Genomic DNA, 25,572 nt, shown 5'->3' with positions numbered 1-25,572 from the left:
TGGGAGCAAGGTTAGCACCGGGCGTCTGGCGCGCAACGCCAGCCGTTAGTGTGGATTCGTCAATTGGTGGGGGCGGGTATCGGCCGGCGCCTCTCCCACCACACCGCTCCCAGAAACGCGAGCGCCGCGCACAGCAGCACGCCGACCATCGCATCGTCACCGACGCTTTTCATCAACGCGCCGGCCACCAGCGGCCCGCCGAAGCTCGCGGCACTCCACGACGCGCCGATCAGCGAACTCGCCGACACCAGCGCGACCCCGCGAAAACGCTCGCCGCACGCGACCAGCGATAGCGTATAGATCGCCCCCGCCGCCGCGCCGAGCACGAACAGCAGCGGCCAGCGCAGCCATGGCGAGCCGACCGCCCACGGCAGCAGCGGCAGCAACGCGACCACCACGATCGCGCAGCCGATATGCACCCGCTCGCGCCCGAGCCGGTCCGCGAGCCAGCCGATCGGGAACTGCATCGTCGTATCGCCGAGCAGCAGCGCCGACGCGAACAGCACAGCGACTTCGCTGGGGATGTCGTGCGCCATCGCGAACAGCGGCAGCAACGACAGCGCGATCGTATCGAACAGCGCGAAAAAGCCGGTGCCGATCACGAGCGCGGGCATTTGCGGCAACACGCGACGCCAGCCGCCGTGCTCGGCGTGCTCGTCGCTGGAGCCGTGCGGCATGCCGCGCAGCGTCGCGAGCAGCGGCAACGCGAGCAGGAAAATCGCGCCGCACAACAGGAAGCGCCCATGCGTGTAGCCGGCGATCTGGCTCACCAGCACCGGCCCCGACATCTGAAACAACGTGAAATTGGTCGCGTAGATCGCGATCACGCGACCGCGCGATGCATCGTCGGCAAGCTGGTTGACCCACGCTTCACTGATCGTGAACAGCAGCATCAGCGCCGCGCCGCACAGCACGCGCAGCAGCGCCCAGAGCCACAGATCGGTGGTGAACTGCATCAGCGCGGTCGCGCACGCGACCACCAGCACCGCGCCGACGATCACCTGGCGGCCGCCGCAGCGCGCGGCGATCCAGCCGGCGAGCGGCACGATCGCGAGACCGCCGCCGGCCTGAGCGGCGGTCAGCAGGCCGACCACGTCGGTGCCGTAGCCCGCTTGCGTGAGCGCCAACGCGGTAAGCGGCAGGGTCGCGCCGCTGCCCAGGCCGACCACGGCGACGCTCAGAATCAACGCGAGGAAATCGCGGGTGAAGATGACTTTCATCGGCGGGGATGCTACTACGGGCGAAGGGGGCGTGCATCCTGCCGAGACGGATTTTGTAATTCGACGGGCCCCTAACGACGCGCCGGCATCGTCAGACCGTCCACGCGAATCTGCGCGAGGCGCTTGTCTTCAGCAACGCCTACCGCCAGCGTCGACGCAATCCCGTACCAGGCGGACGCCGGTCCCCACGAGAAATAGAGGGTGCCGCCGCTAGGTTCGTAGAACACCTGCGGCGCATCGAGGTCTGCGGCGTGTCCGTGCGCGTCGAATTCAGCATCGATGTGCGGCGTGACTGTGGTCGGGTCCGCCAACCGGGTCCCGCATGCGATCCACTGCTCGGGATTCGTGTAAAAGTCCAGGCCGATAAGCCGGCGTTCCCGGTCGAGCAGCATCGATAGTGTGCCGGCGGTCAGAACGTAAGACGGCGCGGCAATACCGAGCTGCGCGTCCAGTTTGTCACTGAGGCGGCTTTGTGGCGGATGTGCCGGCGAGTAGTGCACCTCGCACGACACGGTCGAACTTTCTTCGTCCCAGTGCGCAGTGGCGCGGGTGCTGGTAGCGGGGGCGGTCGTATGGACGGTGACGGGCTTCATCGAATGGGTCTGTAGACGAAGTGGAGAATGGTGTGATCGCTTTCCCGCACGACGACTTCGGGTCGATAAGGCATACCGTTGCGAGTAATCGGATAGGTGTATTGAAACACGCCCCTATGCCCTGCGGGGTCGACGCTACGTTTGCCGTATTTCATCGCAAGACGAAGGATATGGACGGGAACGTGCCGCGCAGGATTTTGCATATGCGCGAGCGGAGCGGCGGCAAAACGTATCGGCTGCCGGGTCAGCGCCCTGTACCGGGTGCGCAGGCCCGACAGCGTTGTCTGGCCGATCGCGGAACCAAGGCCTCTCAGCCCCCACCTCGTGACGCTCCAGGTGCCGGCTTTCCAGATGCCTCCCACCACAAACAGTACGTCGAAAGGATCGATCAGCGGAGCTTCGAGCGGCTTTTCGCTGAGCGATTCCCGGCCGTCCAAAGAGTAGATGCGAAATACGCCGCTTATTTCGTGCTGGTATCCAATGATGCAGTCGAGCTCGTCGTCGTAAATAGGTTTGGCATCACGCGGAACGGTGGGAGGCCGCGCATCGAAAAGCCCCGTGGCGCGTGGCTGGTTTCCGCTCCAGACGAACGACGATTCGGTGGCTGTGTAAGCAAAAGGTGTGGACATCTTCGGCTGGTCTCGCTGGACGTGGGATGGATGGTGGCGGTAACGATTCTTCGTTGCTGCCTGACGCGTTCAAGCGTCGCCCTCGAGCCTGGATGTATTGATTATTGTTCGGGCAACATAACACGGCAGCCAGCGCGCCAGTGCGCCGAACCGCTGACCGCAATAGCTGTATTACCGGGGAAGCGAGAGGGCCAGCCGATGGTGGCCAGTTCCGCGGAAAGCGAGATCTGTTGCAGATCGTTTCCGTTCGCTGGCTAAAAATTACCTCAACCGGGCGCACTCCGGTCCTGCTTCCAATTGCAGGAAGCCATCACGCCTGGCCGCATCGCCGCGGCGAACACCTTGCCGCGGACCTACACGACCGCAAACAAAGGCAAATGAAGCGGTCAGACCGTCCGCCATCGCGAACAGCCCGCAATCCGCAAACTTACCCCGCCACGGCCATCCGCCTTTCCATCGACACCGACCACAGCGTCAACAACAACGCCCCAATCGAAGTCGCGACGCCGACCCACGGCAGCGTCGTCAGCGGCGCGCCGGCGCCGATCGCCATTCCGCCCAGCCATGCGCCGGTCGCGTTGCCGAGGTTGAACGCGCCCTGGTTCAGCGTCGACGCCAGATTCGGCGCGTCGCTCGCGCGATCGACGATCAGCATCTGCAGCGGCGGCACGATCGCGAACGCGAGCACGCCCCACACGAACACCGTCAGCATCGCCGGAATGCGCGCGTGCATCGTGCCGGCGAACACGCACAGGATCACCACGATCGCCATCAGGAACGCGATCAGCGACGGCATCAGCCGCCAGTCCGCGAGCTTGCCGCCGAGCGTGCTGCCGACCGTCAGGCCCAGGCCGAACAGCAGCAGCACCAGCGTGACCGCGTGCGGCGTGAAGCCGGTCACGTCTTCGAGAATCGGCGTGATGTAGGTGAACGTCGAGAACAGGCTCGCCGACGCCAGCACGCTGATGCCGAGCACCATCACCACCTGCGGGTTCTTCAGCACGCCGAATTCGCGCACGAGGCTTGCCTTCTGCATCTCGATCTTCGCGGGCAGGCACACGGCGAGCGCGAGCGATGCGAGTACGCCGATGCCGGTCACCGCCCAGAACGTCGCGCGCCAGCCGACCGCCTGCCCGAGCGCGGTGCCAAGCGGCACGCCGAGCACGTTGGCGAGCGTGAGGCCGGTGAACATCAGCGCGATCGCCTGCGCGCGCCGGTTCGGCGCGACCAGTCCCGCCGCGACCACCGAGCCGATGCCGAAGAACGCGCCGTGGCAGAACGCGGTGACGATCCGCGCGGCCATCAGCACCGCGTAGCTGGGCGCCACCGCGCACAGCAGATTGCCGACGATGAACACGCCGATCAGGCTCATCAGCGCCTTCTTGCGCGGCATGTTGGCGACCGCGATCGCGACGATCGGCGCGCCGATCGTGACGCCGAGCGCATACGCGGACACCAGCATGCCGGCGGCCGGAATCGACACCGCCAGATCGCGCGCGACGTCGGGCAGCAGCCCCATGATGACGAACTCGGTGGTACCGATTCCAAACGCGGCAACGGCGAGGGCAAGCAGGGGCAAAGGCATGGTGATGATGGGATGGTGACGCGGGAGGCGGCGCGAACCAGGGAGCGCCGGGCGGCGCGCGGACGTCGTTGAAGCGGGAGCGACAACGCCTGCGCCGGATCAGGGCAAAACAGTAGGGGATTCTACCTAACTCAAAACTGGCGTGCGGGCCGTCGCGGGGGCTGTTGTTTTTTGCGGAAAGGGACGGCTCAGTGGCCAACGCCCGCGAACAGCACGGCGACGTCGGCCGGCTCGCGCAGTGCCGACCACGCGCGTTGCGCGCTGGTGTCCACAGGGATGTCGCGGTAGATCGTAGCCATCGCCGTGCCTCCTTTCACTTCACTGATCAAACCCCGTCCCATGGCGCCCCGCGCCATCGAGAAACCGCACCGCGCCCGCCACCCCTTCCGCGAACACCGCCGCATAACCGCCCGCGCCTTCGCGCCGCAGCGCTTCGGCGAAATCGTCGAGCGCGCTGTTCTCCAGCGCCGAACGGCGGTCGGCGAGCAGCGCCGCCTGCGGCAACGCCGCGAGTTCGGCCGCCAGCTGCTCGGCCGCCGCGCGCGCGGTGCCGTGCGGCACCACCCGGTTGGCGAGGCCGAACGCGAGCGCCTCGCTGGCATCGATCGCGCGGCCGCTCAGGATCAGATCGAGCGCGCGCGACAAGCCGATCAGCCGCGGCAGCCGGACCGTGCCGCCGTCGAGCAACGGAATCCCGATGCGCCGGCAGAACACCCCGAGCACCGCGTCTTCCTCGACCACCCGCAGATCGCAGAGCGCGGCCAGCTCCAGGCCGCCGGCTACCGCATGGCCGGCGATCGCCGCGATCACCGGTTTGCTGAACGCCATCCGTGTCGGTCCCATCGGACCGGGGCCGCTGCCGTCGGCATGCACCTCGTTGCGGCGCGCGTCGTCGGCGAGCGCGGAGAGGTCCGCGCCCGCGCAAAACGTGCCGCCCGCACCGAACAGTACCGCCGCCCGCCAGCCGGGCTCCGCCTCGAAGCGGCTGAACGCGGCGCGCAACGCATCGGCCATCGGCCGGTCCACCGCGTTACGCCGCGCGGGACGATCGAGCACGATTGTTGCTATGCCTTGTTCGTCGTTCGATTCGATCCGCACGTGGTCGTTGAAATGATGGGTAGTGGTCGTCGTCATAAGTATTGAAGTTCGGTGCTCGACTGTCGTAATCCACGGTATGTCGCAGCACTTTTATGCCGCGCAATTAATCGGGGACGTTGACATGCTTCTTTCACATTCGACTCGTAGCGTTAGCGCTCTATTTTTACGCTGGCGACTGTTCGCCGGCTTGCCGAGTCTGCCTTTGTCCTTGCCCCTGCCAACTTCATCGCCGGCCGCCGCGCCGGGCTGCGCCGAAATGGTGTGGACCGTCCCGTTGCATGAGCATTCATGGTACGACCACGTGCGCCTGAAGCGCGTGTTCGTCACCGACGGCACCCGTCATCAGGTCGTGCTCGTCGATCTGCGCAAGCTGCTGCTGTGCGCGGATCGCGACAACACCGATTACGTGCTCAAGCCGGTCGCCGAATGGCACTCGGGCAAGGTGCGCGGCATTCGCGAGTTTCTCGATCCCGACAGCGCGCGCATCCCTCAGATGCCGTACGTGACGATCTCGACGCGGCGCGCGCCGGGGCTGCTTGGCTGGATCGGCATCGAGCGCGAGGGGGTGGTGTCGTTTCGCAACGGCCAGCATCGCGCGCGCTATCTGGCCGACGCGGGCGCGCGCTGGTGCCCCGTCGAGGTTCACGAGCGCGAGGCGAGCCTGCTGCGCGAGTTGTGCGGCGCGGCCGACGACGCCCGCACGGTGATTCGCGCGACCCAGCTGGGCGGCGACAGCCGCGTCTAGTAGTGCGACGGCCGGCGTGGCCGGCCGCTTGCTTTGTCCGTCATCCCGCCCGCACCACGTTGCGCGGCGTGCCCGCCTGCCACGCCGCGACGTTCGCGAGCGTGGTCTGCGCGATCTCGGTCATCGCCTCGCGCGTGAAGAACGCCTGATGCGCGGTGACGATTACGTTCGGGAACATCAACAGCCGCGCGAGCACGTCGTCCCGCAGCGGCAGATTCGAGTGATCCTCGAAGAAGATCCCGCCTTCCTCCTCGTACACGTCGAGCCCGAGGTGGCCGAGCTGGCCGTCCTTCAACGCGCCGATCAGCGCGTTCACCTCGACGAGCCCGCCGCGGCCGGTGTTGATCAGCATCGCGCCGCGCTTCATCTTCGCGAGCGCGGCGGCGTCGATCAGGTGATAGGTATCGGACAGCAGCGGGCGGGGTGCGCGCGCGGCAGGCGGCGATTTAGCGCGAGGATCAGCGTCTCCAGTGTGGCCGCAGTGACCTGATCGTTGACGAACGGACACACCACCTCGTAGCCGTGCGCGAGGACCGCGGTGTCGCTGTCGAGATTGGCTTCCAGAAAATGCAATTCGTAGCCGTGTCCGGCGTTCGCTTCCGTAAAGGTGTCGTTGTCGTATTGACGGCTGCTAAATAGCATGATGCGCATATCGGGCTCCGAAATGGCGGGTTTCGAATGTTTGGCGACGGAGGCTTTCAGAATCAAAAATCATATTGACAGCGTCATTCAACTGCAATATCGGTTGACAAGTATTCCGAATCAAAGCGCGTCGAGCGCACTTCGCATCGCGTCACGTCGCACGCTTCGAGCTTTACGCGTCAGCAGGAATCATTCGGTATCAGGCGGTTCGATACGGTTTTTCGAGCACTAGCGGCCTTGCTCTCTGCTTTATCAACCTGTTAATCGGCGGTCCTACATGATTGGCGAATTGCTGAGGTCGCAGCCGGAAATCGCATTATTTACGTGTCTTGCGATCGGCTATCTGATCGGCTCGATCAGGCTCGGGCCGATTCAGCTCGGCGGCGTGTGCGGCACGCTGATCGTCGCTCTGGTGCTCGGGCAAAGCGGCGCGCGCCTCGCGCCCGATCTGAAGAACATCGCATTCGCGCTGTTCATCTTCGCGCTCGGCTTGACCGGCGGTCCGCAGTTCTTCGCCAATATCGGCCGCGGCTGGCGCTACGGCGTGCTGTCGCTGATCGAAATCGTCGCGGTGCTCGCGCTGATCATGATCGCGGTCAGCGTGATGCGGCTCGACGCCGGCACCGCGGCGGGCTTGCTGGCGGGCGCGGCGACCGAGTCGGCGGTGATCGGCACCGCCTCCGAGGCGATCGCGCGGCTCGGTCTCGGCGATGCCGAAACGCTGCGTCTGCAGGCCAATATCGTGACCGCGTACAGCGTCAGTTATCTGTTTGGCCTGATCACGATCGTGCTGTTCACGAGCCAGTTCGCGCCGCTGCTGCTGCGCGTCAATCTGCGCGACGAGGCCGAGCGGGTGTGGCGCAAGCTCGGCGGCGCGGGCGCGTTCAGCGAAGGCCAGCGCGCGGCCGCGCCGGCGCTGGTCGGCCGCGCGCTGCGCATCACGGGCGGCGCCGGGCTCGGCGTGCGCGAGCTGGAAGAACAGTACGGCTACAACCTGACGGTCGAGCGTATCGAGCGCGCCGGCGCGAATCTGCCGGTCGAGCCGCAAGTGCGTGTCGCGGCCGGCGATCTGGTGCTGCTGGCCGGGCGCCGCGCGGCGGTCGTCGAAGCGGCGGCGCGGCTCGGCGACGAAGTGGCCGGCGGCGCGTTTGGCGAGCTGTCCGTCGAACGTGTCGATGTCGTGCTGACGCGGCCCGACGCGCACGGTATGACGGTCGCGCAACTGCGCGCGCAGGCCCAGCCGGAAAACGCGCGCGGCGTCTATATCGCGGCGGTCACGCGGCTCGAAGCGACGATTCCCGCGCTGCCCGGCACCGAACTGAACCGCGGCGACGTGCTGACGCTGGTCGGCGCGAAGGCCGATGTCGAGCGCGGCGCGAAGCGGCTCGGTTACGTGCTGCCGGCCACCGAGAAAACCGACTTCGTGTTTCTGGGCCTGGGCGTGCTGGTCGGGATGGCGATCGGGCGGCTCGGCGGCACGGTCGGCGGCGTCACGCTCGCGCTCGGCACCGGCGGCGGCTGTCTGCTGTCGGGGCTGCTGTTCGGCTGGATCCGCTCGCGCCATCCGCTGATCGGCTCGCTGCCGTCGGCGGCCGCGCAGATTCTGAAGGACTTCGGGCTCGCCACTTTCATCGCGGCGGTCGGACTGTCGGCCGGGCCGGACGCGATCAAGCTGGTGCGCGAGTACGGGCTCGCGCTGCCGCTTGCGGGAATTCTGATGGTGCTGGTGCCGGGGCTGCTGTCGTTGTGGATCGGCCACGCGTTTCTGAAGCTCGAAGCGCCGATGCTGCTCGGCGCGATCGCGGGCCAGCAGTGCAGCACGCCGGCGATCAGCGCGCTGGTCGGCGTCGCCGGCAACTCGACGCCGGTGCTCGGCTACACGATCACCTACGCGCTGTCGAACATCCTGCTGCCGCTGATGGGCCCGGTGGTGGTCGGCCTCGCCGGCAAGCTCGGCTAGTCCGGCTAGTCCGGCGCGCGGGCCGGGCCGGTTGTGCGCGAGCCGCGGCAGGCACGCAGGCATCCGGCAACTGCATAACGAAAGAAGGTGGAACTCAAGGCGGCCGCGCTACGAGCGCGCGCCGCCCCGGCTAACCGGCACTGCCAACCAATCGACGAGGGCATGATGGACTGGCTACACAGCATCTTTCACAAATCCCCCGAGATGGCGTTGTTCCTGTCGCTCGCGGCGGGCTACTTCATCGGCCAGATCAACTTCGGCAAATTCCAGCTGGGCGGGGTCGGCGGCTCGCTGCTGGCGGCGGTCGTGATCAGCCAGGCAGGCGTGACGATCGACAACGGCGTGAAGTCGGTGATGTTCGCGGTGTTCATCTACGCGGTCGGCTACGACTCCGGGCCCGGCTTCTTCAACTCGCTCAATCGCAAGACGCTGCGCGAGATCGCGATGGCGGTGTTCCTCGCGGTCAGCGCGCTGATCACCGTGGTGGTGTGCGCGAAGCTGTTCCATCTGAACAAGGGGCTCGCGGCCGGACTCGCGGGCGGCGCGCTGACCCAGTCGGCGATCATCGGCACCGCCGGCGACGCGATCGCGCGGCTCGGACTGCCGGCCGAGGAGGTCAAGTCGCTGCAGTCGGACGTCGCGATCGCGTACGCGGTGACCTACGTGTTCGGCTCGCTCGGCGCGATCATCGTGTGCGTGAACATCCTGCCGAAATTCATGGGGCAGGGCCTGCGCGAGGCGTCGCTCGAAGCGGAGCGCGAGCTATCCGCGGGCGGGCCGTCGCGCGGGCCCGGTCAGGTGCTGGCGTTGCCGGAACTGGTTGGGCGTGCTTACAAAATCGACTTCAGCGCCGGCAAGACCGTCAAGGCGGTCGAGTCGCTGCACGAGGACGGCCTGACGATCGAGCGCATCAAGCGCGGCGGCCAGCCGCTCGAGCCGGCGCCCGACGTGGTGCTGCGAGCCGACGACATCGTGCTGGTGGTGGGCCGCCGCGAGGCCGTGGTCGCGTTCGGCGCGCACGGCAACGAGGTCGGCGACGCGGAGGATTTCGGCGCGGTGATGCAAACGCGCGAAGCGGTGTTCACGCGCAAGGGAATGAATCACACGACGATCGCCGCCGCCCGCGCGATGCTCGATCGCGACCTGCGCCACGGCGTCTACGTGCAGAGCGTGTCGCGCGCCGGGCAGCCGCTACCGGTGCTGCCGGAAACCGAGTTGCAGCACGGCGACGTGATCACCTTCTACGGCTCGCCGAAAGACACCAAACGCGCGGTCGAGGCCGCCGGCTACGAGTTGCCGTACAGCAACAAGACCGACTTCATCTACATGGGCGTCGGTCTCGTGATCGGTCTGCTGATCGGGCTGATCGTCGTCAACGTGGGCGGCGTGCCGCTCACGCTCGGCTCGGGCGGCGGCTGTCTGCTCGCGGGCCTGCTGTTCGGCTGGATGCGCGGCAAGCATCCGATGTACGGCGCGATGCCGTCGGCCGCCTCGCAGTTGTTGAAGGACTTCGGGCTCGCCGCGTTCGTCGCGGTGGTCGGGCTGAACTCGGGCTTGCAGGCGGTCGTGACGGTCAAGCAGAGCGGCGTGACGATCTTCCTGCTCGGCGTGTTCGTCACGCTGTTTCCGCTGCTGCTGACGATGCTGTTCGGCCGCTACGTGCTGCGCTACAACAACGCGGCGATCCTGGCCGGCGCGCTGTCGGGCTCGCGCAGCGCGAACCCGGCCTTCGGCGGCGTGCTCGACAAGGCCGAAAGCGCGGTGCCGACCGTGCCGTTCGCGATCACCTATGCGATCGCCAACGTTGCGCTGACGCTGCTCGGCCCGCTGGTGGTCGGGCTGGTGTAAGCGTCTTTACCTCTTCATTGGAGAACCCATCATGGCAAAAGAGAAGGGCGAGAAGAAACGCCCGGACGCGGCGGCGCAGGCCGGTCTGGCCGCGCTGAGTCCGTTCGAGCTGAAGGACGAACTGATCAAGGCGGCGGGCGGCGGCGCGGTCGAGCGGCCGGCGAACGTCGCGATGCTCAATGCCGGCCGCGGCAATCCGAATTTTCTCGCGACGATCCCACGCCACGGCTTCTGGCAGCTCGGCCTGTTCGCGATGCGCGAGTCGGAGCGCTCGTTCGCATACCTGCCCGAGGGCGTCGGCGGCTTTCCGCGCCGCGACGGTCTGGAAGAGCGCTTCGACCTGTTCCTGCGCGAGAACCGCGGGGTGCCCGGCATCGACTTTTTGCGCGGCGCGGTGTCGTACGTGCGCGACCAGTTGGGGCTGTCGGCCGGCGACTTCCTGTACGAGATGTGCGAAGGCATTCTGGCGTCGAACTACCCGGTGCCCGACCGCATGCTCAAGCTGTCCGAAATCATCGTCGGCCAGTACCTGCGGCGCGAGATGATCGGCAAGCATCCGTTCGTCGGTGAATTCGACATCTTCGCGGTCGAAGGCGGCACCGCGGCGATGACCTACATCTTCAACACGCTGCGCGAGAACCATCTGATCAAGGCCGGCGACACGATCGCGCTCGGCATGCCGATCTTCACCCCGTACATCGAGATTCCGCAGTTGAACGACTATCAGCTCAAGGTCGTCAATCTCGAAGCCGATGTCGCGAAGGACTGGCAGTACTCGAAGCAGGAACTCGACAAGCTGCGCGATCCGAAGGTGAAGGCGTTCTTCCTCGTCAATCCGAGCAATCCGCCGTCGGTGCGGATCGACGACGAAAGCCTCGAATATATCGCCGACATCGTGCGGGAACGCCCCGACCTGATTCTGCTCACCGACGACGTGTACGGCACCTTCGCCGACAACTTCGTGTCGCTGTTCGCGCTCGCGCCGAAGAACACGATCCTCGTCTATTCGTATTCGAAGTATTTCGGCGCGACCGGCTGGCGCCTGGGCACGATCGCGACCCATCGCGACAACGTGCTGGACCGGCTGATCGGCGAGTTGCCGGCCGAGCAGAAGAAGCAGTTGCACCATCGCTACGAATCGATCACGACCGAGCCCGACAAGCTGAAGTTCATCGACCGGCTGGTGGCCGACAGCCGCACTGTCGCGCTCAATCACACGGCCGGTCTGTCGACACCGCAGCAGGTGCAGATGGTGCTGTTTTCGCTGTTCTCGCTGATGGACACGCCCGACGCGTACAAGAACGCGCTCAAGCGGCTGATCCGCAAGCGCAAGCAGGCGCTCTACGAAGAGGTCGGCATCTCGTTTCACGACGACGATCCGAATCAGGTGGACTACTACACGATTCTCGACATCGAGTTCCTCGGCGAGCGGGCGTTCGGGCGCAAGTTCGTCGACTGGCTCAAGGAGAACACCGAGCCGACCGAGCTGCTGTTCCGGCTTGCGCGCGAGGCGCGCGTGGTGGTGCTGCCCGGGCGCGGCTTCGGCACCCAGCATCCGTCGGGACGGGTGTCGCTCGCCAATCTGAACGAGGCCGACTACCGGCAGATCGGCCGCGCGATCCGCCGGCTGATCGAGGAATATGTCGAGCGCTTCAACGCGGCGACCGGCGAAAAGCTCGACAAGACGCGCGTGAAGTGACGCAACTGTACCGGCGGCCCGGACGGTACGGTATCGGGCGGCGCCGGTTGCATGGTACTTGCGCAATCGCGTGGTTAGGTGAATGATCGGCCGGACGGCCTCGCGGGCTTCATCGCCGCGAGGCCGTTTGTTCCTTTGCGCTCGTTCCTTTGCGTGGGTTCCTCCGCACCAGACCCTTCACCCGTACCGATCATGCCGATTTCCACCACCACGACCCTCGCTTCGTCCGTCCCCTGTCCGGTTGTCGAATCGCTCGACGCCATCCTGCCCGAAGAGCCGCTGCTGATGATGGGCGCCGGTCCCGTGCCGATTCCCGCCGCGGTCGCCAAGGCCAATGCGATCGTGATCAACCATCTGGGCAGCACGATGGCGAAGGTGGTGAACCAGGTGAAGACGATGGCGCGCTACGTGTTCCAGACCGAGTCGAAATGGGTGCTCGGCGTCGCCGGCCCCGGTTCCGCGGCGATGGAAATGGCGATTTCGAACCTCGCTTGGGAAGGCACCCGCGTGCTGTGCATCAAAAACGGCTTCTTCAGCGACCGCATGGGCGAGATGGGCCGGCGCGTCGGCGCGCGTGTGAGCACGCTCGAAGTGGCCGACCGCAGCGTCGTGAGCGTCGAGCAGGTCGCCGAAGCGATTCGCCGCGAGCGTCCCGAGATGGTCACGATGGTGCAGGGCGAAACCTCGAACACGGTGTGGAACCACCACCTGAAGGAGATCGCCGCGCTCGCGCGGGAAGCCGGCGCGCTGGTGATCGTCGACGCGGTCTGCACGCTCAGCACGATGCCGCTGGAGATGGACGCGTGGGGCATCGACGCGGTGATCACCGGCGGCCAGAAAGGCTTGTCGTCGATTCCCGGCGTGTCGCTGATCGCGTTCTCCGAGGCCGCGTGGGCGCGCGTGAAAGGGCGCACCGCTCCGAATACGCACTGGTGTCTTGACGCGTCGCTGGCCGAAAACTTCTGGCACAACGCCGGCTATCACTACACCGCGCCGGTGTCGGGCGTGCTCGCGCTGCACGAGGCGTTGCGGCTGGTCTGCGCGGAGACGCTCGAAAAACGCTTCGCGCGTCACCTGAAATGTTCGCTCGCACTGCAGCAAGGGGTCACCGCGCTCGGCCTGCAACTGTATGCGCCTGAGCATTGCCGGCTCAATTCGGTGATCGGCATCGAGATGCCCGCCGGCCCGAGTCCGGCCGAAGTCTGCGCGCATATTTCTCGGCAGCACGGCGTGGAGATCGCCGGTTCGTTCGGTCTGCCGATCGTGCGGATCGGCCAGATGGGCGAACAGTGCCGCGAGCACAACCTGTTTCGCACCGTGCACGCGCTCGGCCGCACGATGATCGACCTGGGCGTCAAGGTCGATCTGCCGGCCGGCGTCGCGGCGCTCGAACGAGGTTTATCGGAAGGCAAATAAAAACGTTTCGATCACGCGCGCCGCGGAGGCAATTTCGCGGCGCGGCTTTGTGCGTTCCAGCACTTTATAGTCGGATAAGGAAGTCGTATTCCGCCATTATCGCGTGGCGTTAATCGCGCGCTTCTCCATGCTTTTACATAACAATTAAGCATTCCTCCGAAACCCTTACGGCGTAAGGATCTGGGCCTTTTCGTCGGGATTTAACGTTTTCTTACTTTTGCTTGCCCTCTGTGCGCCGCCGCACGTATTCCGTCCCGGTGGAAACGTAGAGTAATTCACGTCGGGAGCAGCGCAATGCTCCCGCTGCGGTAATCGAAAAGCTCATGTTCGACACACGGCGCGTGGCCGAACGCGCCTGCCGCGCTCATGCAGGATTTCGCCGATACAAAAAAGCAGGAAACGCCAAAGCGCCCCCGCGAGGCGACAAAACGGGTTTCTATCCAATTCGACTTTCGATCGCGTGGTTTCTCGAAGCCTGGCTTCGAGGGATCACACACGTACGAAGCAAGGAAATCGAGACTATGGCGAGTGCATACGATGCAGAGCAATCGGCTGGGGTAATCGTTGGTGCGGAATTGAATGGACTGGGGGTCGCGCGTTCGCTAGCGCAGGCTCATGTGCCGGTTGTGGCTGTGGATACGAGAACGCGCGCGGGGACCTGGTGCCGCCATGTTCACGCGCATCAGGTGAAAAGCTTTGTCGGCAAGGTATTCGTCGACGAGATGATCGAACTGGGCAAACGCTTCGATCGTCCGCCGGTGCTGATTCTGACCGACGAAGACGCGGTTCATGCGGTGTCGGAAAACCGCGAGCTGTTGTCGCACTGGTTTCGCTTCCGCCTGCCGGTCGACGATACCGTGAAGATGCTGTCGAGCAAGGCGCGCTTTCATGAATTCGCGCAGCAGCATCACTTTCGGGTCCCGCATTCGGTGGTGCTCGACAGTCTCGGCGACATCGAGCGGCTGGCCGAATTGCGTTACCCGTGCGTGCTGAAACCGGACGACAAGCGCAACGTGCTGCGCGGCGAGAAGGACCGCGCGGTGCGCGTCGACACGCTGGCCGCGGCGCGCGCGATGGCGGTCGCGATGCTTGCGACGCCGGGCGGCATCATCGCGCAGGAATGGATCGAAGGGCCTGACAGCAACATCCATTTCACGCTGTTTTACCGCGGCAGTGGCGGGCATATGGTCAGCATGTTCACCGGCCGCAAGGTGTTGAGTTCGCCCCCGGGCACCGGCAATACCGCGATCTGCGTGGCCGCGCCCGAGGCGCGCGAGCAGCTCGAGCCGCTCACGCGCGCGTTCGCGGAACAGGCCGGTTTCGAGGGGATGGGCAGCATCGAATACAAGTGGGACGACAACTACAACGAGTTTGTGATCGTCGAGCCGACGGTCGGCCGTACGGACTGGCAGGAGGAAATCGCGACGCTCTGCGGCGTCAACATTCCGCTCGCCGCGTACCGCCATGAACTCGGTTTGCCGCAGTTGCCGGAACGTCAGAGCCGGGTGCCGGTCGCGTGGCGCGCGACCTTCACCGACCGGCCGCCGCGCGAGTTGCTGAGCGCGCAGACGAAGATCGTCGACGGCTATTTCCGTTGGAGCGATCCGTTTCCGGCCTTGCAGCACTATGTGGTAATGAACCCGCTGCGACGGATGAAGCGCAGCCTGAAAAGAGCGCTCGGAGCGCCGCAATCGCGCCAGGCAAAAGCATGACTGGAGACCAGCAATGACCGATACGATCATTATCGGTGCGGGGCCGTATGGGTTGTCGTTGGCCGCGCATCTGAAAGCTGCGGGGATCGACCATCAGATCATCGGCGAGCCGATGGGCGCGTGGCGCCACTACATGCCGCCGGGCATGATGCTGCGCTCCGAAGCGTTCGCGTCGAGTCTGCAGGCGCCGCGCAGCGGCTTCACCGTCGAGGATTACTGCCGCCTCAAAGGGCTGGCGTACAGCGCGCTCGGGATGGCGCTGCCGCTCGAAACCTTCGTCGACTACGGTCTGTGGTTCCAGGCGAATCTGGTCGGCGAGACCCAGCAGGCCGACGTGCTGTCGCTGCGTCGGGTGGACGACGAATTCCAGTTGCTGCTGACCGACGGCCGCGCGCTCACCGCGCGCAAGGTCGTGATCGCGCTCGGCCTGAAGGGCTTCGCGCAAACACCGCCGCCGCTACAAGGGCTGCCCGCGCGCTATGCGTCGCATTCGGAGCGCTACGGCAATCTCGAATGGGCGAGCGGCAAGGACATTGCGATCGTCGGCGGCGGCCAGTCGGCGCTCGGCCTGTCCGCGCTGCTGCACGAACTGGGCGCGCGCGCGCACGTGCTGATGCGCGAAGACCTCGTGGTCTGGCATGAGCGGCCGCAGGGCGGCCGCCGTTTGCTGGCGCGTCTGAAGACGCCCGACGCGGGGCTCGGGCGCGGCTGGCGCTCGCTGTTTCTGTCGGAATGCCCGGGCCTGTTCCATCGGCTCGATCCGGCCCGGCGCCGCCTGATCATGGATCACTCGTATGGCGCGTCCGGCGCGTGGTGGCTGCACGACCGGGTGGTCGACAAGGTGCGGATCTCGCATCGCACGGTGGTGAACAGCGCGGCGATCGAAAACGAACGGGTCGTGCTGGACGTGCTGAGCGACGGCAGGCAGGAGCGGGTGAGCGCGGATCACGTGATCGCCGCGACCGGTTTTCGCACCGACATGCGCCAGCACGCGTTCCTGTCGCGGGAACTGGCGGAGGCGCTGTCGACCCAGGGCGGCATGCCCGAACTCAACTCGCACTACGAAACACGCGTGAGCGGCCTGTATGTGATCGGACCGGCGTCCGCGCACAGCTTCGGGCCGGTGATGCGCTTCGTGTATGGCACCAAGCACGCGTCGCCGACGGTGGCGCGCCATCTATCCGGCTCGCTGAAGGCGGATGCGCGGCAGCGCGCGCCTGCCCGCCGTCCGCGCGCCGCTGCCGGAGCATCCAGGTGAGCAAATCCAATGCAATGGGCGCCGGGAGCAGCCCGGCGATGGGCCCGCACGACGACTATCGCCGCAGCCGCATCAAACGTTTCAAGGGGCTCGTCAAGGAACTGCTGGCGGCCCTCGTGGTGGGCTCGGGGCTAGCGTGGCTCACGCGGGTGGCGCTGTGGCGCGACCGCGTCGCGGTGCTGCTCTATCACGATCCGGATCCGGCCACGCTCGATCGCCATCTGACCTATCTGAAGACCCTGTGCGAGCTGGTGCCGCTGACCGACGTCAGTGCGCCGAGCCGCGGCCGCCGCCGCGCGGCGATCACGCTCGACGACGGCCACGCCGGCAACGCGGCGCTGCTGCCGGTGTTCATCAAGCACAACGTGCGGCCGACCATTTTTCTGTGCAGCCGCATCGTCGGGCGCAACCGCAGTCACTGGTGGCTGCATCCCGGTTCGCTGCGCGCCGGTCACGAGCAGCTCAAGCAGATGACGAACCAGCAGCGTCTCGCCGCGCTGGCCGCGCAAGGCTACCAGCAGGACGGCGACGACCGCGCGACCGGTCTGTCGCTCGAGCAGATGCAGGCGATGCGCGCGCACGTCGACTTCCAGGCGCATACCCGCTTTCATCCGATCCTGACCAAATGCAGCGACGCCGAGAGCGCGACGGAAATCATCGAAAGCCGCCATGAAATCGAGGCGATGCTGCAGCAGCCGTGCGAGCACTTCGCGTATCCGAACGGCAACTACGGCGAGCGCGAAGTCGAACTGGTGCGCCGCGCGGGCTTCACGAGCGCGCGCACCTGCGATATCGGCTGGTGCGACCAGCGCAGCGATCCGCTGCGGCTGCCCACGATCATCATCGACGACCGCGCATCGACGCTGCGCTTTGCCGCGCAGCTGAGCGGGGTCGCGTTGTTTCTGCGGTATCTGAAAGCCGGCGGGGGCTGGCGCGGCAGGTTTCCGCAGTTCTGAACAGACAGTCCGTTCGCATCACCGTCCTGGCCTTCGGGTGACGGTTGCAGGGGCATTCGACAGGAGAGCAGCATGCAGCGTTGCCGGGTACTGGTGATCAACGATTTCGTCGAGAAGGGCGGTGCGGAAGTGGTCTATCAACAATGCGCGGCGCTGTTGGCCACCCTGCCGGGCGTCGAGGTCGAACGCTTCGACGACAGCCGGTTTTGCGCGCGCTCGACCAAGCTGACCCGGTCGTGGAACACGAGCGCCGCGCGCGCGCTGGAAAAGACGCTGCTGCGTTACCGGCCGCACCGGATCATGGTGCACAACTATCACAACCTGCTGTCGCCATCGATTCTCGCGGTGCTCGCGCGGCACCAGCGCGAGCTGCGCTACCTCGTGTATCACACCTGCCACGATTACCACCTCGTGTACTACAACCCGTCGCTGCAGTACTTCGATCGCCAGGGACACCCAATCATCCTGCCGCTCGACGCGCTGCGCACCCGCGCGGTGTTCATGTTGCGGCCGACCCCGAAGGGGCTGGTGCACGATCTGATGACCAAGGCCTGGTGGCACGCGATCCGGGCGATGTATCAGCCGGCTCGCGTGTTCGACAAGATCATCTGTCCGGGCGAGTTCATGGAGGAAGCGCTGCATCGCTGCGGGATCCGCAACACGGTGCTGGTGCGCAATCCGTCCGCAGTGCCCGACGCGCTGCCGCCGGTGGTGGTCCGCGACAAGCAGCGCTTCAATATCGCGTTCGTCGGCCGCATTTCGCCGGAAAAAGGCCTGCTGCAATTTCTGCAGCTCGCGCAGGCGACCGGCTTCGAGCGGATCGGCTGTATCGGCGTGTATGGCGACGGGCCCGATCGCGCGACGATCGAGCAGCGCTACGCGCAACTGATCGAGCAGCGCAAGCTGATCCTGTTCGGCAGCATGCCGCAGCAGCAGCTGTTTCCCGCGATCCGCGAGTTCGCCGATGCGATCGTGGTGTCGTCGGTGGGCGCGGAAAACGCGCCGCTGGTCGTGATCGAAGGGGCGATGCTGGGGCTGCCGGTGCTGATTCGCGACGGCGGCGCGATGGCCAATACCGCGGAAGGGGTCGGCAACAAGATCAAGTTCCACTTCGATCCGGCCAGCCTCACGCGCGCGCTCGACGAACTGGCCGTGCATCTGGCGGACGACACGAGAAGCTACAACGTCGGCGACTATCGGCCCGCGCATTACGCGCAGCGGCTCGCGGAAATCATGCACATCGGCGAGAAACCGGCCCCTTTGGTGGCAAGCGGCCGGCCGCCGCGCTTCGCCAATAATCCGCGTCCGGCGCCATAAAAGGTATTTGCAGATGATAGGAAAAATGACGTCGATAAAACGCGCGGTATTAGCCGCCAATCGCGTCATTTTTTAGTGCGGTATTCGTCTGAAGCAAGCGGCACCGGGTAATGGCTTTTGTGTGCGCTGCCGAACGTTGAAATCAGGGTAACTCTGAATAATATGATGGCCAGAGAAAGGCGTTATTCACGCGCTGAAGCGCGAAACGTGACACGGCAATAGCAACAAGCAATAGCAATGCCGCAAGCCCGGCGCCGACCCCGGTAATGGTCGGATTAATGGCCGGGAGAAGGCCAGTGGTTATCAAAACAGTGGTATGAGCAGGTCGTGACGTTGGCGCGACGACGCGCACGGGACTCGACTGAGCGGGGAAACTTCGTCACCAAGGCCCGGCACCCAGTCGATCCCACAAAAGAGCGTGGCCGCACGAGCGGCCACGGTGAAACGGGGAAATCCGGCAGTGAGCGCTCAGCGCACGCTGTACGGATCGGAGGTCTGGGGAGACGCGTAGGTCTGGTCTGAATTCCACAAATCGTTGCTGTAAGGGTCCGCCGGGTTTTTCGTGCGGGCAGGCTGACTGACGCGTGAACGTTTCTGTTTTGGCCGGCTGTTCTGAGTTTCCGTGTAGACGTTGGGCGCCACATAACGATTCTTTTTCGCGTACGCGAAATCCGGCGCCGAGCCGTAAAGCGTAGTGGCAGTGGAGCTGGCGGCATGAGGTTTCATCGCATCGAGCTGCGACTGTTTTTCGACATAGCGCGGTGCGTAAGGCGACGAGGCAGCGGATACCGTGCTTTGCGCGAAAGCGGCTGGAGCAGTAAGCAGTACCGGAATAATTGCGGCGAGTAGTTTTTTCATTTCGGTCTCCGTAAAAAGCGTGTGAAGCGATGTTATAGGAAAACCTCCTGAAATCGCATAGGTGTTTTTGAACAAGAAGCAATTGAAGTGGCGTCAATCGCCTGGTCCGGTTCGGTTCACACGGGGTGGAGCGCACGGAGCAGGTTTAACTGGATGCGGCAACGGCAGTCGATGACGAGGCGCAGCGCCTCGCGGCGCCGGTCGGAAGTGGCAACCGTCGAGACTTAGGGAGAACGCGCATGAACCCGAGCAGTGCACCGTTCGATAGCCGGAACAACAACAGCGAACATCCGCCGGCAGGCTTCGCGAATTATCTGGATGCGCTGTACGACAATCGCAAGCTGATTGCGATCACCACCGCGGTCGCGCTCGCGCTCGGCGTCGGTTATACGATCTTCTCCCAGCCGGTATATCGCGCTGACATCCTCGTGCAGGTCGAGGAGAACGCGAACACCTCGTCCAAGAGCGTGCTCGGCGACGTGTCGGCGATGTTCGACGTGAAGACCGCGACCTCCGGCGAAGCCCAGGTGATCGGCTCGCGCATGGTGGTGGGCCGCGCGGTCGACAAGCTCAATCTGGCGATCGAAGCGACGCCGCGCTACTACCCGCTGTTCGGCAGCTGGCTCGCGCGCCATTCGGAAAGTCTGTCGACCCCCGGACCGCACGGCTACGTGTACGGCAGCGAGAGCATCAGCGTGTCGAAATTCGACGTGCCCGAGGAGCTGTTCGACAAGACGTTCGTGCTGCGCATGGGCGAAGGCTCGAGCTACGAGCTGCAATACGGCAAGCTCAGACTCGACGGCACCATCGGTCAGCCGCTCACCGCGACCACCAACTACGGCCCGATCACGCTGCTGGTCGACAAGATCGCAGCGCATCCGGGCGCGACCTTCGAATTGCGTCGCCAGTCGACGCTGACCACCACCGAAAAGCTGCGCCACGATCTGTCGATCGCCGAAAAAGGCAAGGAGTCCGACATTCTCGGCGTGTCGCTCGAAGGCAGCGATCCGAAGCGGATCAGCGCGATTCTCGAAACCATCGCGGGCGAGTACGTCAGCCAGAACGTGAAGCGCAAATCGGAAGAAGCCGAACGTTCGATCCGCTTCCTCGAAATGCAGCTGCCGGAACTGCGCCAGCAACTGTCCGATTCGGAAACCCGCTTCAACCAGTTCCGCGCGAAGCACGGCACGGTCGATCTCGGCGAGGAAGCGACCAACCTGCTGCAACTGTCGGTGCAGGCGCAGACCCGTCAGGCCGAACTCGAACAGAAGCGCAACGAATTGCTGTCGCGTTTCACGGATCAACACCCGGCTGTGCAATCGGTCAACGCGCAACTGGCCGCCGCGCGCCAGGAAGCGCAGCAGATCGCGAGCCGCACGCAATCGCTGCCGCCGCTCGAACAGAACGTGCTGCGCATGCAGCGCGACGTGCAGGTGGGCACCGAACTCGATACCACGCTGCGCAACACGCTCGAACAGCTGAAGCTGATCAAGGCGGGCAAGGCCGGCAACGTGCGGGTGGTCGACGGCGCGGTCGCGCCCGATACGCCGGTGCGGCCCAAGCCGCTTCTGATCATCACCGCGGCGCTGATGCTGGGCCTGTTCGTCGGCGTGGTGATCGCGCTGGTGCGCCAGCGTCTGTTCGACGCGATCGACGATCCGTACGAAGTCGAACTGCGCACCGGGTTGCCGGTGTTCGCGAGCGTGCCGTTCAGCCGCCAGGAAGAGAAGTTCGCCAACAGCCGCCGTCATTCGCCGTCGCAAAGTCTCGTGCTGGCCGGCGAAGCGGTGATCGATCCGGCGATCGAAAGTCTGCGGGGCTTTCGCACCGCGCTCGAATTCACGATGACCAAGGCGCGCAATCGCGTCGTGCTGGTGACCGGCCCGACGCCGGGGATCGGCAAGTCGTTCGTCGCGCTGAATCTGGCCGCGGTGATCGGCGCGACCGGCAAGCGCGTGCTGATCGTCGACGCGGACCTGCGGCGCGGTTTCCTGCACCGCCACCTGGGCGGCGATCGCGGCCCGGGTCTGTCGGATCTGATCCAGGGCACGCAGCCGGCCGAAGAGCTGATTCGCGCGACGCGCTTCCCGGGCGTCGACTTCCTGGCGAGCGGCCGGCCGGTCGCAAGCCCGAGCGACCTGCTGTCGAACCCGCGGCTCGAAGCGCTGGTGCGCCAGGTCGCCAGCAACTACGACGTCGTGCTGCTCGACGGGCCGCCGGTGCTGCTGGCTTCCGACGCGATGCGGCTGGCCTGCGTGGCGGGCACCACGTTCTTCGTCGCGCGTCAGGGCGTCACCGGGATCGGCGAATTGCGCGAGTCGGTGCGGCAGATGCAGAAGGTCGGCTTGCCGGTGCGCGGCGTGATCATGAACGGCCTGCGCATGCGGCCGGGGCGCTACAGCTACGGCTACGGACGCTATCGCCACGCGAGCTACATCTACAAGCCTTACGAGAACTGAAACCGGCGTGCCGCGCGCCGCGCGCCGGGGTATCGGCGCGGCGCACGGGCCACGGTACGCGAATCACAACAACACCGTCAGTCGAAGGGATTTAGGGGTTGCTCGGATGAAACAGCTATTCGTTACGCCTTTTCTGCCTCAGAAAAACGCGCCACAAGCTGGCCATCGTCTGGCCTACGATTACCTGACCCGGCTCGCCGCCGAGACGGAACTGGACGTGCTGATCCTGTCGCGCACGCCGGTCGCCGAAAAGGACATCGAGTTTCGCGCGAACGTGCGCAACGTGTATGTGAAACAGGTCAGCCGTTTCGACATGCTGCCGTCGCTGCTCGCCAATCCGCTGGGTTTTACGCCGCGCTTTTACTCGCGTTATACGAAATCGGTCGCCGCGTTTCTCGGCGAGCTCGTCGAGCGCAATCGCTACAGCACGGTGCGGCTCGAATTTTCGCAGTGCTTTCCGTATGCGCCGGGATTGCGTGAACGCTTCGGCGATCGCCTGCGCATCGTAATGGGCGTGCACGACGTGCAGATGCAGGTGGTGCTGCGGATCAAGAGCATCGAAGGCTGGCTGTTCGCGCGGCAGACCTTCGCGCTGGAGCAGCGCCTGCTCAAGCTCGCCGACAAGGTGCTGGTGCTGTCGCACAAGGACGCGCAACTGATCAACGGCCTCTATCCGGGCATCCGCGACGTGCAGGTGGTGCCGATTCCGCTGCCGGCTTTCCTGAAAGACGTGCGGCGCTCCGAGCAGACCGTGAAGAAAGGCAACATCCTGTTCTGGGGCGCGATGCAGCGCCGCGAGAACGAAGAGGCGTTGCTGCATTTCGTCGACTCGACCTTCCTGCCGCTGCGCCGCCGCGGCTTGGAACTGAAGCTGTTCGTGGTCGGCTCCGATCCGAGCGAGAGGGTCAAACGTCTGCATGGCGACGATATCTGCGTGACCGGCTTCGTCGATAACCCGGGCAAGTATTTCGAGTCCGCCGACATCGGCGTGGTGCCGCTCTTGTCCGGTGCCGGCGTGAAGCTGAAGACGCTCGAAATGCTCGCCGCCAAACTGCCGGTCGTGTCGACTCCGCTCGGCGCGGAAGGCGTCGAATACGACGGCAACCTGCTGAACGTCTGCGAGATCGACGCATTCGCCGACGTGATCGAGCGGCTCTACCGCGGCGGCGCGGCGAGCGTGAGCGCGCCGTCGATGGCTTACCAGGCGTGATGCGATGATTGCGACCCTCGCCTTTCTGCTTGCCGTCGTGCTGTGCGCGACCCGCGGCGTGCTCGAATTCCTGATCGGCAAGGATGCCGCGTATCTGGTGCAGGTCGGCGGCATCGTCGGACTGCTGATGTGGTACGTGTCGCCGTCGGCGATCGCCGCGTACTTCGGCAGCGAGGGACGCCGCTCGCTCGCGCTGGTGCTCGGCACGCTGTTCTCGGTGCTGCTGTCGATCGTGGTGACGCTCGCGCAGACCGGCCAGCTCGGCCTGTCCTATCTGTTCGTGTTCATCTTCACGCTGTTCGTCTATTTCTACGCGATCTCGAACTATCAGAAGCGCTTCATCCGGCCGCGCTTCGCCTATTGGGGCGTCGTGCTGATCGCGCTGATCGAGGCGGGCGTCGCGCTCGCGCAGCAGCAGAGCGTGTTTCCGATCGATCTGCCGGGCGCCACGTACGGCTTCGACAATCTGCGCGCGCCGTCGCTGACCGGCAGCTATCTGCATTACCCGCTGTTCGTCGCGATCGTCGCGTCGTTGTGCGGCGTCGACTATCTGGTGCGCAAGAGCGTGCTGTCGGGTCTTGCCTGCGCGCTGCTGAGCTTCGCGATTTTCTCGGCGCTGTCACGCAGCGGCATGCTGATCATCCTCGGCACCTTCGGCCTCGCGTTCCTGCAAGGGCCGGTGCGCTTCCTCGTCAGGAACGGCAAGCTGATCATCGCCGGCACCTTCGCGACGCTCGCGATCATGGTGTTCGGCGGCGCGCTCAGCAGTCACAACGACAGTGTCGTGAACGTCGGCACCGAGCGGATGATGGGCGCGACCAACCTGCAGTCGGAAGGCAACGACGGCCGCACCGAAGCATGGGACAAGGCTGTGCTGCTCGCGCAGCCGGTCAACCTGATCGCCGGTTCGTATTTCGGGCTGGTCACCAATTCCGCGCCCGATTCGGTCAAGCAGGAATTCGGCATCGTCGAATCGAGCGTGCTGCAACAGGTTCTCAATGTCGGCCTGATGGGCGCGCTGTTTTATTACGGCGTGCTGTTTTCGATTACCAGACTGATTAGTCGCGACAGCCGGATTTCGCTGTGCGTATGGGCGGCTTTATTTCAAACGCTGTTCTATCAGTCGATAGAAGTGGTGCCGTTTGTTTTCATCCTGATGACATTGCCGGTGTTCGATTACGTGGGCGGACCGCGTCGCAGTTGAGCACGTCGCGAACAGCCAGGCAGTGCATGTCGGATCGTTTGCAGGGGCAAACGACGTTGGGCAAGCGCGTGCGTTGCGCGCGCCGTAGGAGGCGGTGCGGTAGTGAGTAGTGGGTAGTGAGGTAGTGCGGCGGGGCAAACAAAAAGAACTGTGTTTGGGGGTTTCCACGGACACCTGATGTAAAGCAGGAGGTGGGGATGAACCTGATGGGAACGTTTAGCGTGGTGATCGTCAATTACAACACGCCAAAACTGGTTGGAAATTGTGTGCGTTCCGTACTCGAACTTTCGATTGCGGATAAGGAAGATATCGTCGTCGTGGATAACGCATCCACTGACAATTCATTTTCCTATCTGAAAGAGACTTTGCCGACGGGTGTCCGGCTCGTCAGGACGTCTATTAATCGGGGTTTCGCTGCGGGCGTGAACTTTGGGATGGTGGGGTGCATGCGCGAACTCGTGCTCGTGCTGAATCCGGATACCTATTTCGTCGATGCATCGCTCGAAAACGCGGTGACGCTGTTCAGAAACCACGCGGACGTCGGTCTCGTCGGACTCGACCTGATGTACCCGGACGGCGAGCGGCAGTTTTCCGCGCGGCGTTTCTATTCGCTGCTCGACATTCTCGGCCGGCGCTCGCCGCTCGGGCGTCTCGAAGCGTTCAAGCGCCGCATCGATAGCCACATGATGCGCGAGGCGTGGGGCGCGGGCTTGCCGTTCGAAGCCGAATGGGTGCTGGGCACGGGCTTTATCGTGCGCCGCTCGCTGTTCGGCGAGCTCGGCGGAATGGACGAGCATTTCTTTCTCTATATGGAGGACGTCGATTTCTGTGCGCGCATCTGGCAGGCGGGCTACCGGGTGCTGTGCGTGCCTGGCGCGCGGCTGACGCACGAGCATCAGCGCGCGTCGGCAGCGGGCTTTCTGAGCAAGGCGGGACGACGGCACATGAACAGCTTGTGGCGCTTCAGCCGCAAGTACCGGGTGCCGCTGTTCACGCCGCCCGGCGTGCAGGGTTTGATGCGCGGCGCGAAGGCGCGAATGCCCCCGGTGGCGTTGCCGGTCCCGGTGCAGATGCCGGTGCCGGTGGCCGTGCCGGTCGGCGTCGCGGCCGGGCGGCCGGCGGCCGCCGAGCGGGCGCAAACGGTCGAGTGACGTGGCTCGCGG

Annotated in this window: 19 protein-coding genes and 1 pseudogene; 13 read left to right on the top strand and 7 right to left on the bottom strand. The window is 65.0% G+C overall.

Annotated elements, in window-relative coordinates; genetic code table 11:
* Positions 1-59: 59 nt before the first annotated feature.
* From LJ656_RS04650 to LJ656_RS04630, 5 genes are all read right to left on the bottom strand, one after another.
* Complete coding sequence (locus LJ656_RS04650; protein WP_230508103.1) at positions 60-1,220, bottom strand: MFS transporter; 1,161 nt, start codon at positions 1,218-1,220, stop codon at positions 60-62.
* A 71-nt stretch (positions 1,221-1,291) separates the two neighbouring features.
* A complete protein-coding gene (locus tag LJ656_RS04645; RefSeq protein ID WP_230508102.1) occupies positions 1,292-1,813 on the bottom strand; it encodes a hypothetical protein in 522 nt (173 codons plus the stop codon).
* Entirely contained in the window at positions 1,810-2,442 is a 633-nt protein-coding gene (locus LJ656_RS04640) for a hypothetical protein (protein WP_230508101.1), read from the bottom strand. Before LJ656_RS04640 ends, LJ656_RS04645 begins: the two co-directional genes overlap by 4 nt.
* 427 nt (positions 2,443-2,869) lie before the next feature.
* Positions 2,870-4,027 carry an MFS transporter gene (locus LJ656_RS04635; RefSeq protein ID WP_230508100.1) on the bottom strand — a complete coding sequence of 386 codons (1,158 nt, stop codon included), beginning with the start codon at positions 4,025-4,027 and terminating at the stop codon, positions 2,870-2,872.
* 318 nt (positions 4,028-4,345) lie between these two features.
* Complete coding sequence (locus LJ656_RS04630) at positions 4,346-5,161, bottom strand: crotonase/enoyl-CoA hydratase family protein (protein ID WP_230508099.1); 816 nt, start codon at positions 5,159-5,161, stop codon at positions 4,346-4,348.
* 85 nt (positions 5,162-5,246) lie between these two features.
* Between LJ656_RS04630 and LJ656_RS04625 the strand changes: the two genes are divergently transcribed.
* A complete protein-coding gene (locus LJ656_RS04625) occupies positions 5,247-5,870 on the top strand; it encodes a plasmid fertility inhibition factor family protein (protein WP_230508098.1) in 624 nt (207 codons plus the stop codon).
* Positions 5,871-5,910: 40 nt separating this feature from the next.
* Here the strand turns inward: LJ656_RS04625 and LJ656_RS04620 are convergent.
* Positions 5,911-6,521: pseudogene (locus LJ656_RS04620) on the bottom strand (NAD(P)-dependent oxidoreductase).
* A gap of 268 nt (positions 6,522-6,789) precedes the next feature.
* Here LJ656_RS04620 and aspT (LJ656_RS04615) point away from each other — a divergent pair.
* From aspT (LJ656_RS04615) to LJ656_RS04580, 8 genes are all read left to right on the top strand, one after another.
* Positions 6,790-8,472 carry an aspartate-alanine antiporter gene (aspT, locus tag LJ656_RS04615; RefSeq protein WP_230508097.1) on the top strand — a complete coding sequence of 561 codons (1,683 nt, stop codon included), beginning with the start codon at positions 6,790-6,792 and terminating at the stop codon, positions 8,470-8,472.
* 165 nt (positions 8,473-8,637) lie between these two features.
* Complete coding sequence (gene aspT, locus LJ656_RS04610; RefSeq protein WP_230508373.1) at positions 8,638-10,320, top strand: aspartate-alanine antiporter; 1,683 nt, start codon at positions 8,638-8,640, stop codon at positions 10,318-10,320.
* Positions 10,321-10,351: 31 nt separating this feature from the next.
* The gene (locus LJ656_RS04605) at positions 10,352-12,019 is read left to right on the top strand and encodes a bifunctional aspartate transaminase/aspartate 4-decarboxylase (RefSeq protein ID WP_230508096.1); all 1,668 of its coding nucleotides are present in this window, start codon (positions 10,352-10,354) and stop codon (positions 12,017-12,019) included.
* Positions 12,020-12,211: 192 nt separating this feature from the next.
* Complete coding sequence (locus LJ656_RS04600) at positions 12,212-13,435, top strand: pyridoxal-phosphate-dependent aminotransferase family protein (protein WP_230508095.1); 1,224 nt, start codon at positions 12,212-12,214, stop codon at positions 13,433-13,435.
* Positions 13,436-13,956: 521 nt separating this feature from the next.
* Entirely contained in the window at positions 13,957-15,147 is a 1,191-nt protein-coding gene (locus LJ656_RS04595; protein WP_268998501.1) for a carboxylate--amine ligase, read from the top strand.
* A 13-nt stretch (positions 15,148-15,160) separates the two neighbouring features.
* Positions 15,161-16,405, top strand: coding sequence for an NAD(P)-binding domain-containing protein (locus LJ656_RS04590; protein ID WP_230508093.1), 1,245 nt, complete (start codon positions 15,161-15,163; stop codon positions 16,403-16,405).
* Positions 16,406-16,476: 71 nt separating this feature from the next.
* Positions 16,477-17,361: a polysaccharide deacetylase family protein gene (locus tag LJ656_RS04585; protein WP_230508372.1), complete on the top strand. Its 885-nt coding sequence runs from the start codon at positions 16,477-16,479 to the stop codon at positions 17,359-17,361.
* Positions 17,362-17,433: 72 nt separating this feature from the next.
* Positions 17,434-18,678: a glycosyltransferase gene (locus tag LJ656_RS04580; RefSeq protein WP_230508092.1), complete on the top strand. Its 1,245-nt coding sequence runs from the start codon at positions 17,434-17,436 to the stop codon at positions 18,676-18,678.
* A 468-nt stretch (positions 18,679-19,146) separates the two neighbouring features.
* Here LJ656_RS04580 and LJ656_RS04575 read toward each other — a convergent pair whose 3' ends face one another.
* Entirely contained in the window at positions 19,147-19,536 is a 390-nt protein-coding gene (locus LJ656_RS04575) for a hypothetical protein (RefSeq protein WP_230508091.1), read from the bottom strand.
* 239 nt (positions 19,537-19,775) lie between these two features.
* Between LJ656_RS04575 and LJ656_RS04570 the strand changes: the two genes are divergently transcribed.
* The 4 genes from LJ656_RS04570 to LJ656_RS04555 all read left to right on the top strand — a co-directional run bounded on the left by LJ656_RS04570 (position 19,776) and on the right by LJ656_RS04555 (position 25,560).
* Positions 19,776-21,995, top strand: a complete 2,220-nt coding sequence (locus LJ656_RS04570; RefSeq protein ID WP_230508090.1) for a GNVR domain-containing protein — start codon at positions 19,776-19,778, stop codon at positions 21,993-21,995.
* A 106-nt stretch (positions 21,996-22,101) separates the two neighbouring features.
* Positions 22,102-23,205: a glycosyltransferase gene (locus tag LJ656_RS04565; protein WP_230508089.1), complete on the top strand. Its 1,104-nt coding sequence runs from the start codon at positions 22,102-22,104 to the stop codon at positions 23,203-23,205.
* Between the two features lie 4 nt (positions 23,206-23,209).
* A complete protein-coding gene (locus tag LJ656_RS04560) occupies positions 23,210-24,409 on the top strand; it encodes a hypothetical protein (protein WP_230508088.1) in 1,200 nt (399 codons plus the stop codon).
* Between the two features lie 197 nt (positions 24,410-24,606).
* Positions 24,607-25,560: a glycosyltransferase family 2 protein gene (locus tag LJ656_RS04555; RefSeq protein ID WP_329958807.1), complete on the top strand. Its 954-nt coding sequence runs from the start codon at positions 24,607-24,609 to the stop codon at positions 25,558-25,560.
* Positions 25,561-25,572 lie beyond the last annotated feature (12 nt).

The sequence above is a fragment of the Paraburkholderia sejongensis genome, assembly GCF_020880815.1.
GTDB lineage: Bacteria > Pseudomonadota > Gammaproteobacteria > Burkholderiales > Burkholderiaceae > Paraburkholderia > Paraburkholderia sejongensis.
This window is presented reverse-complemented; position numbering and strand designations above follow the sequence as displayed.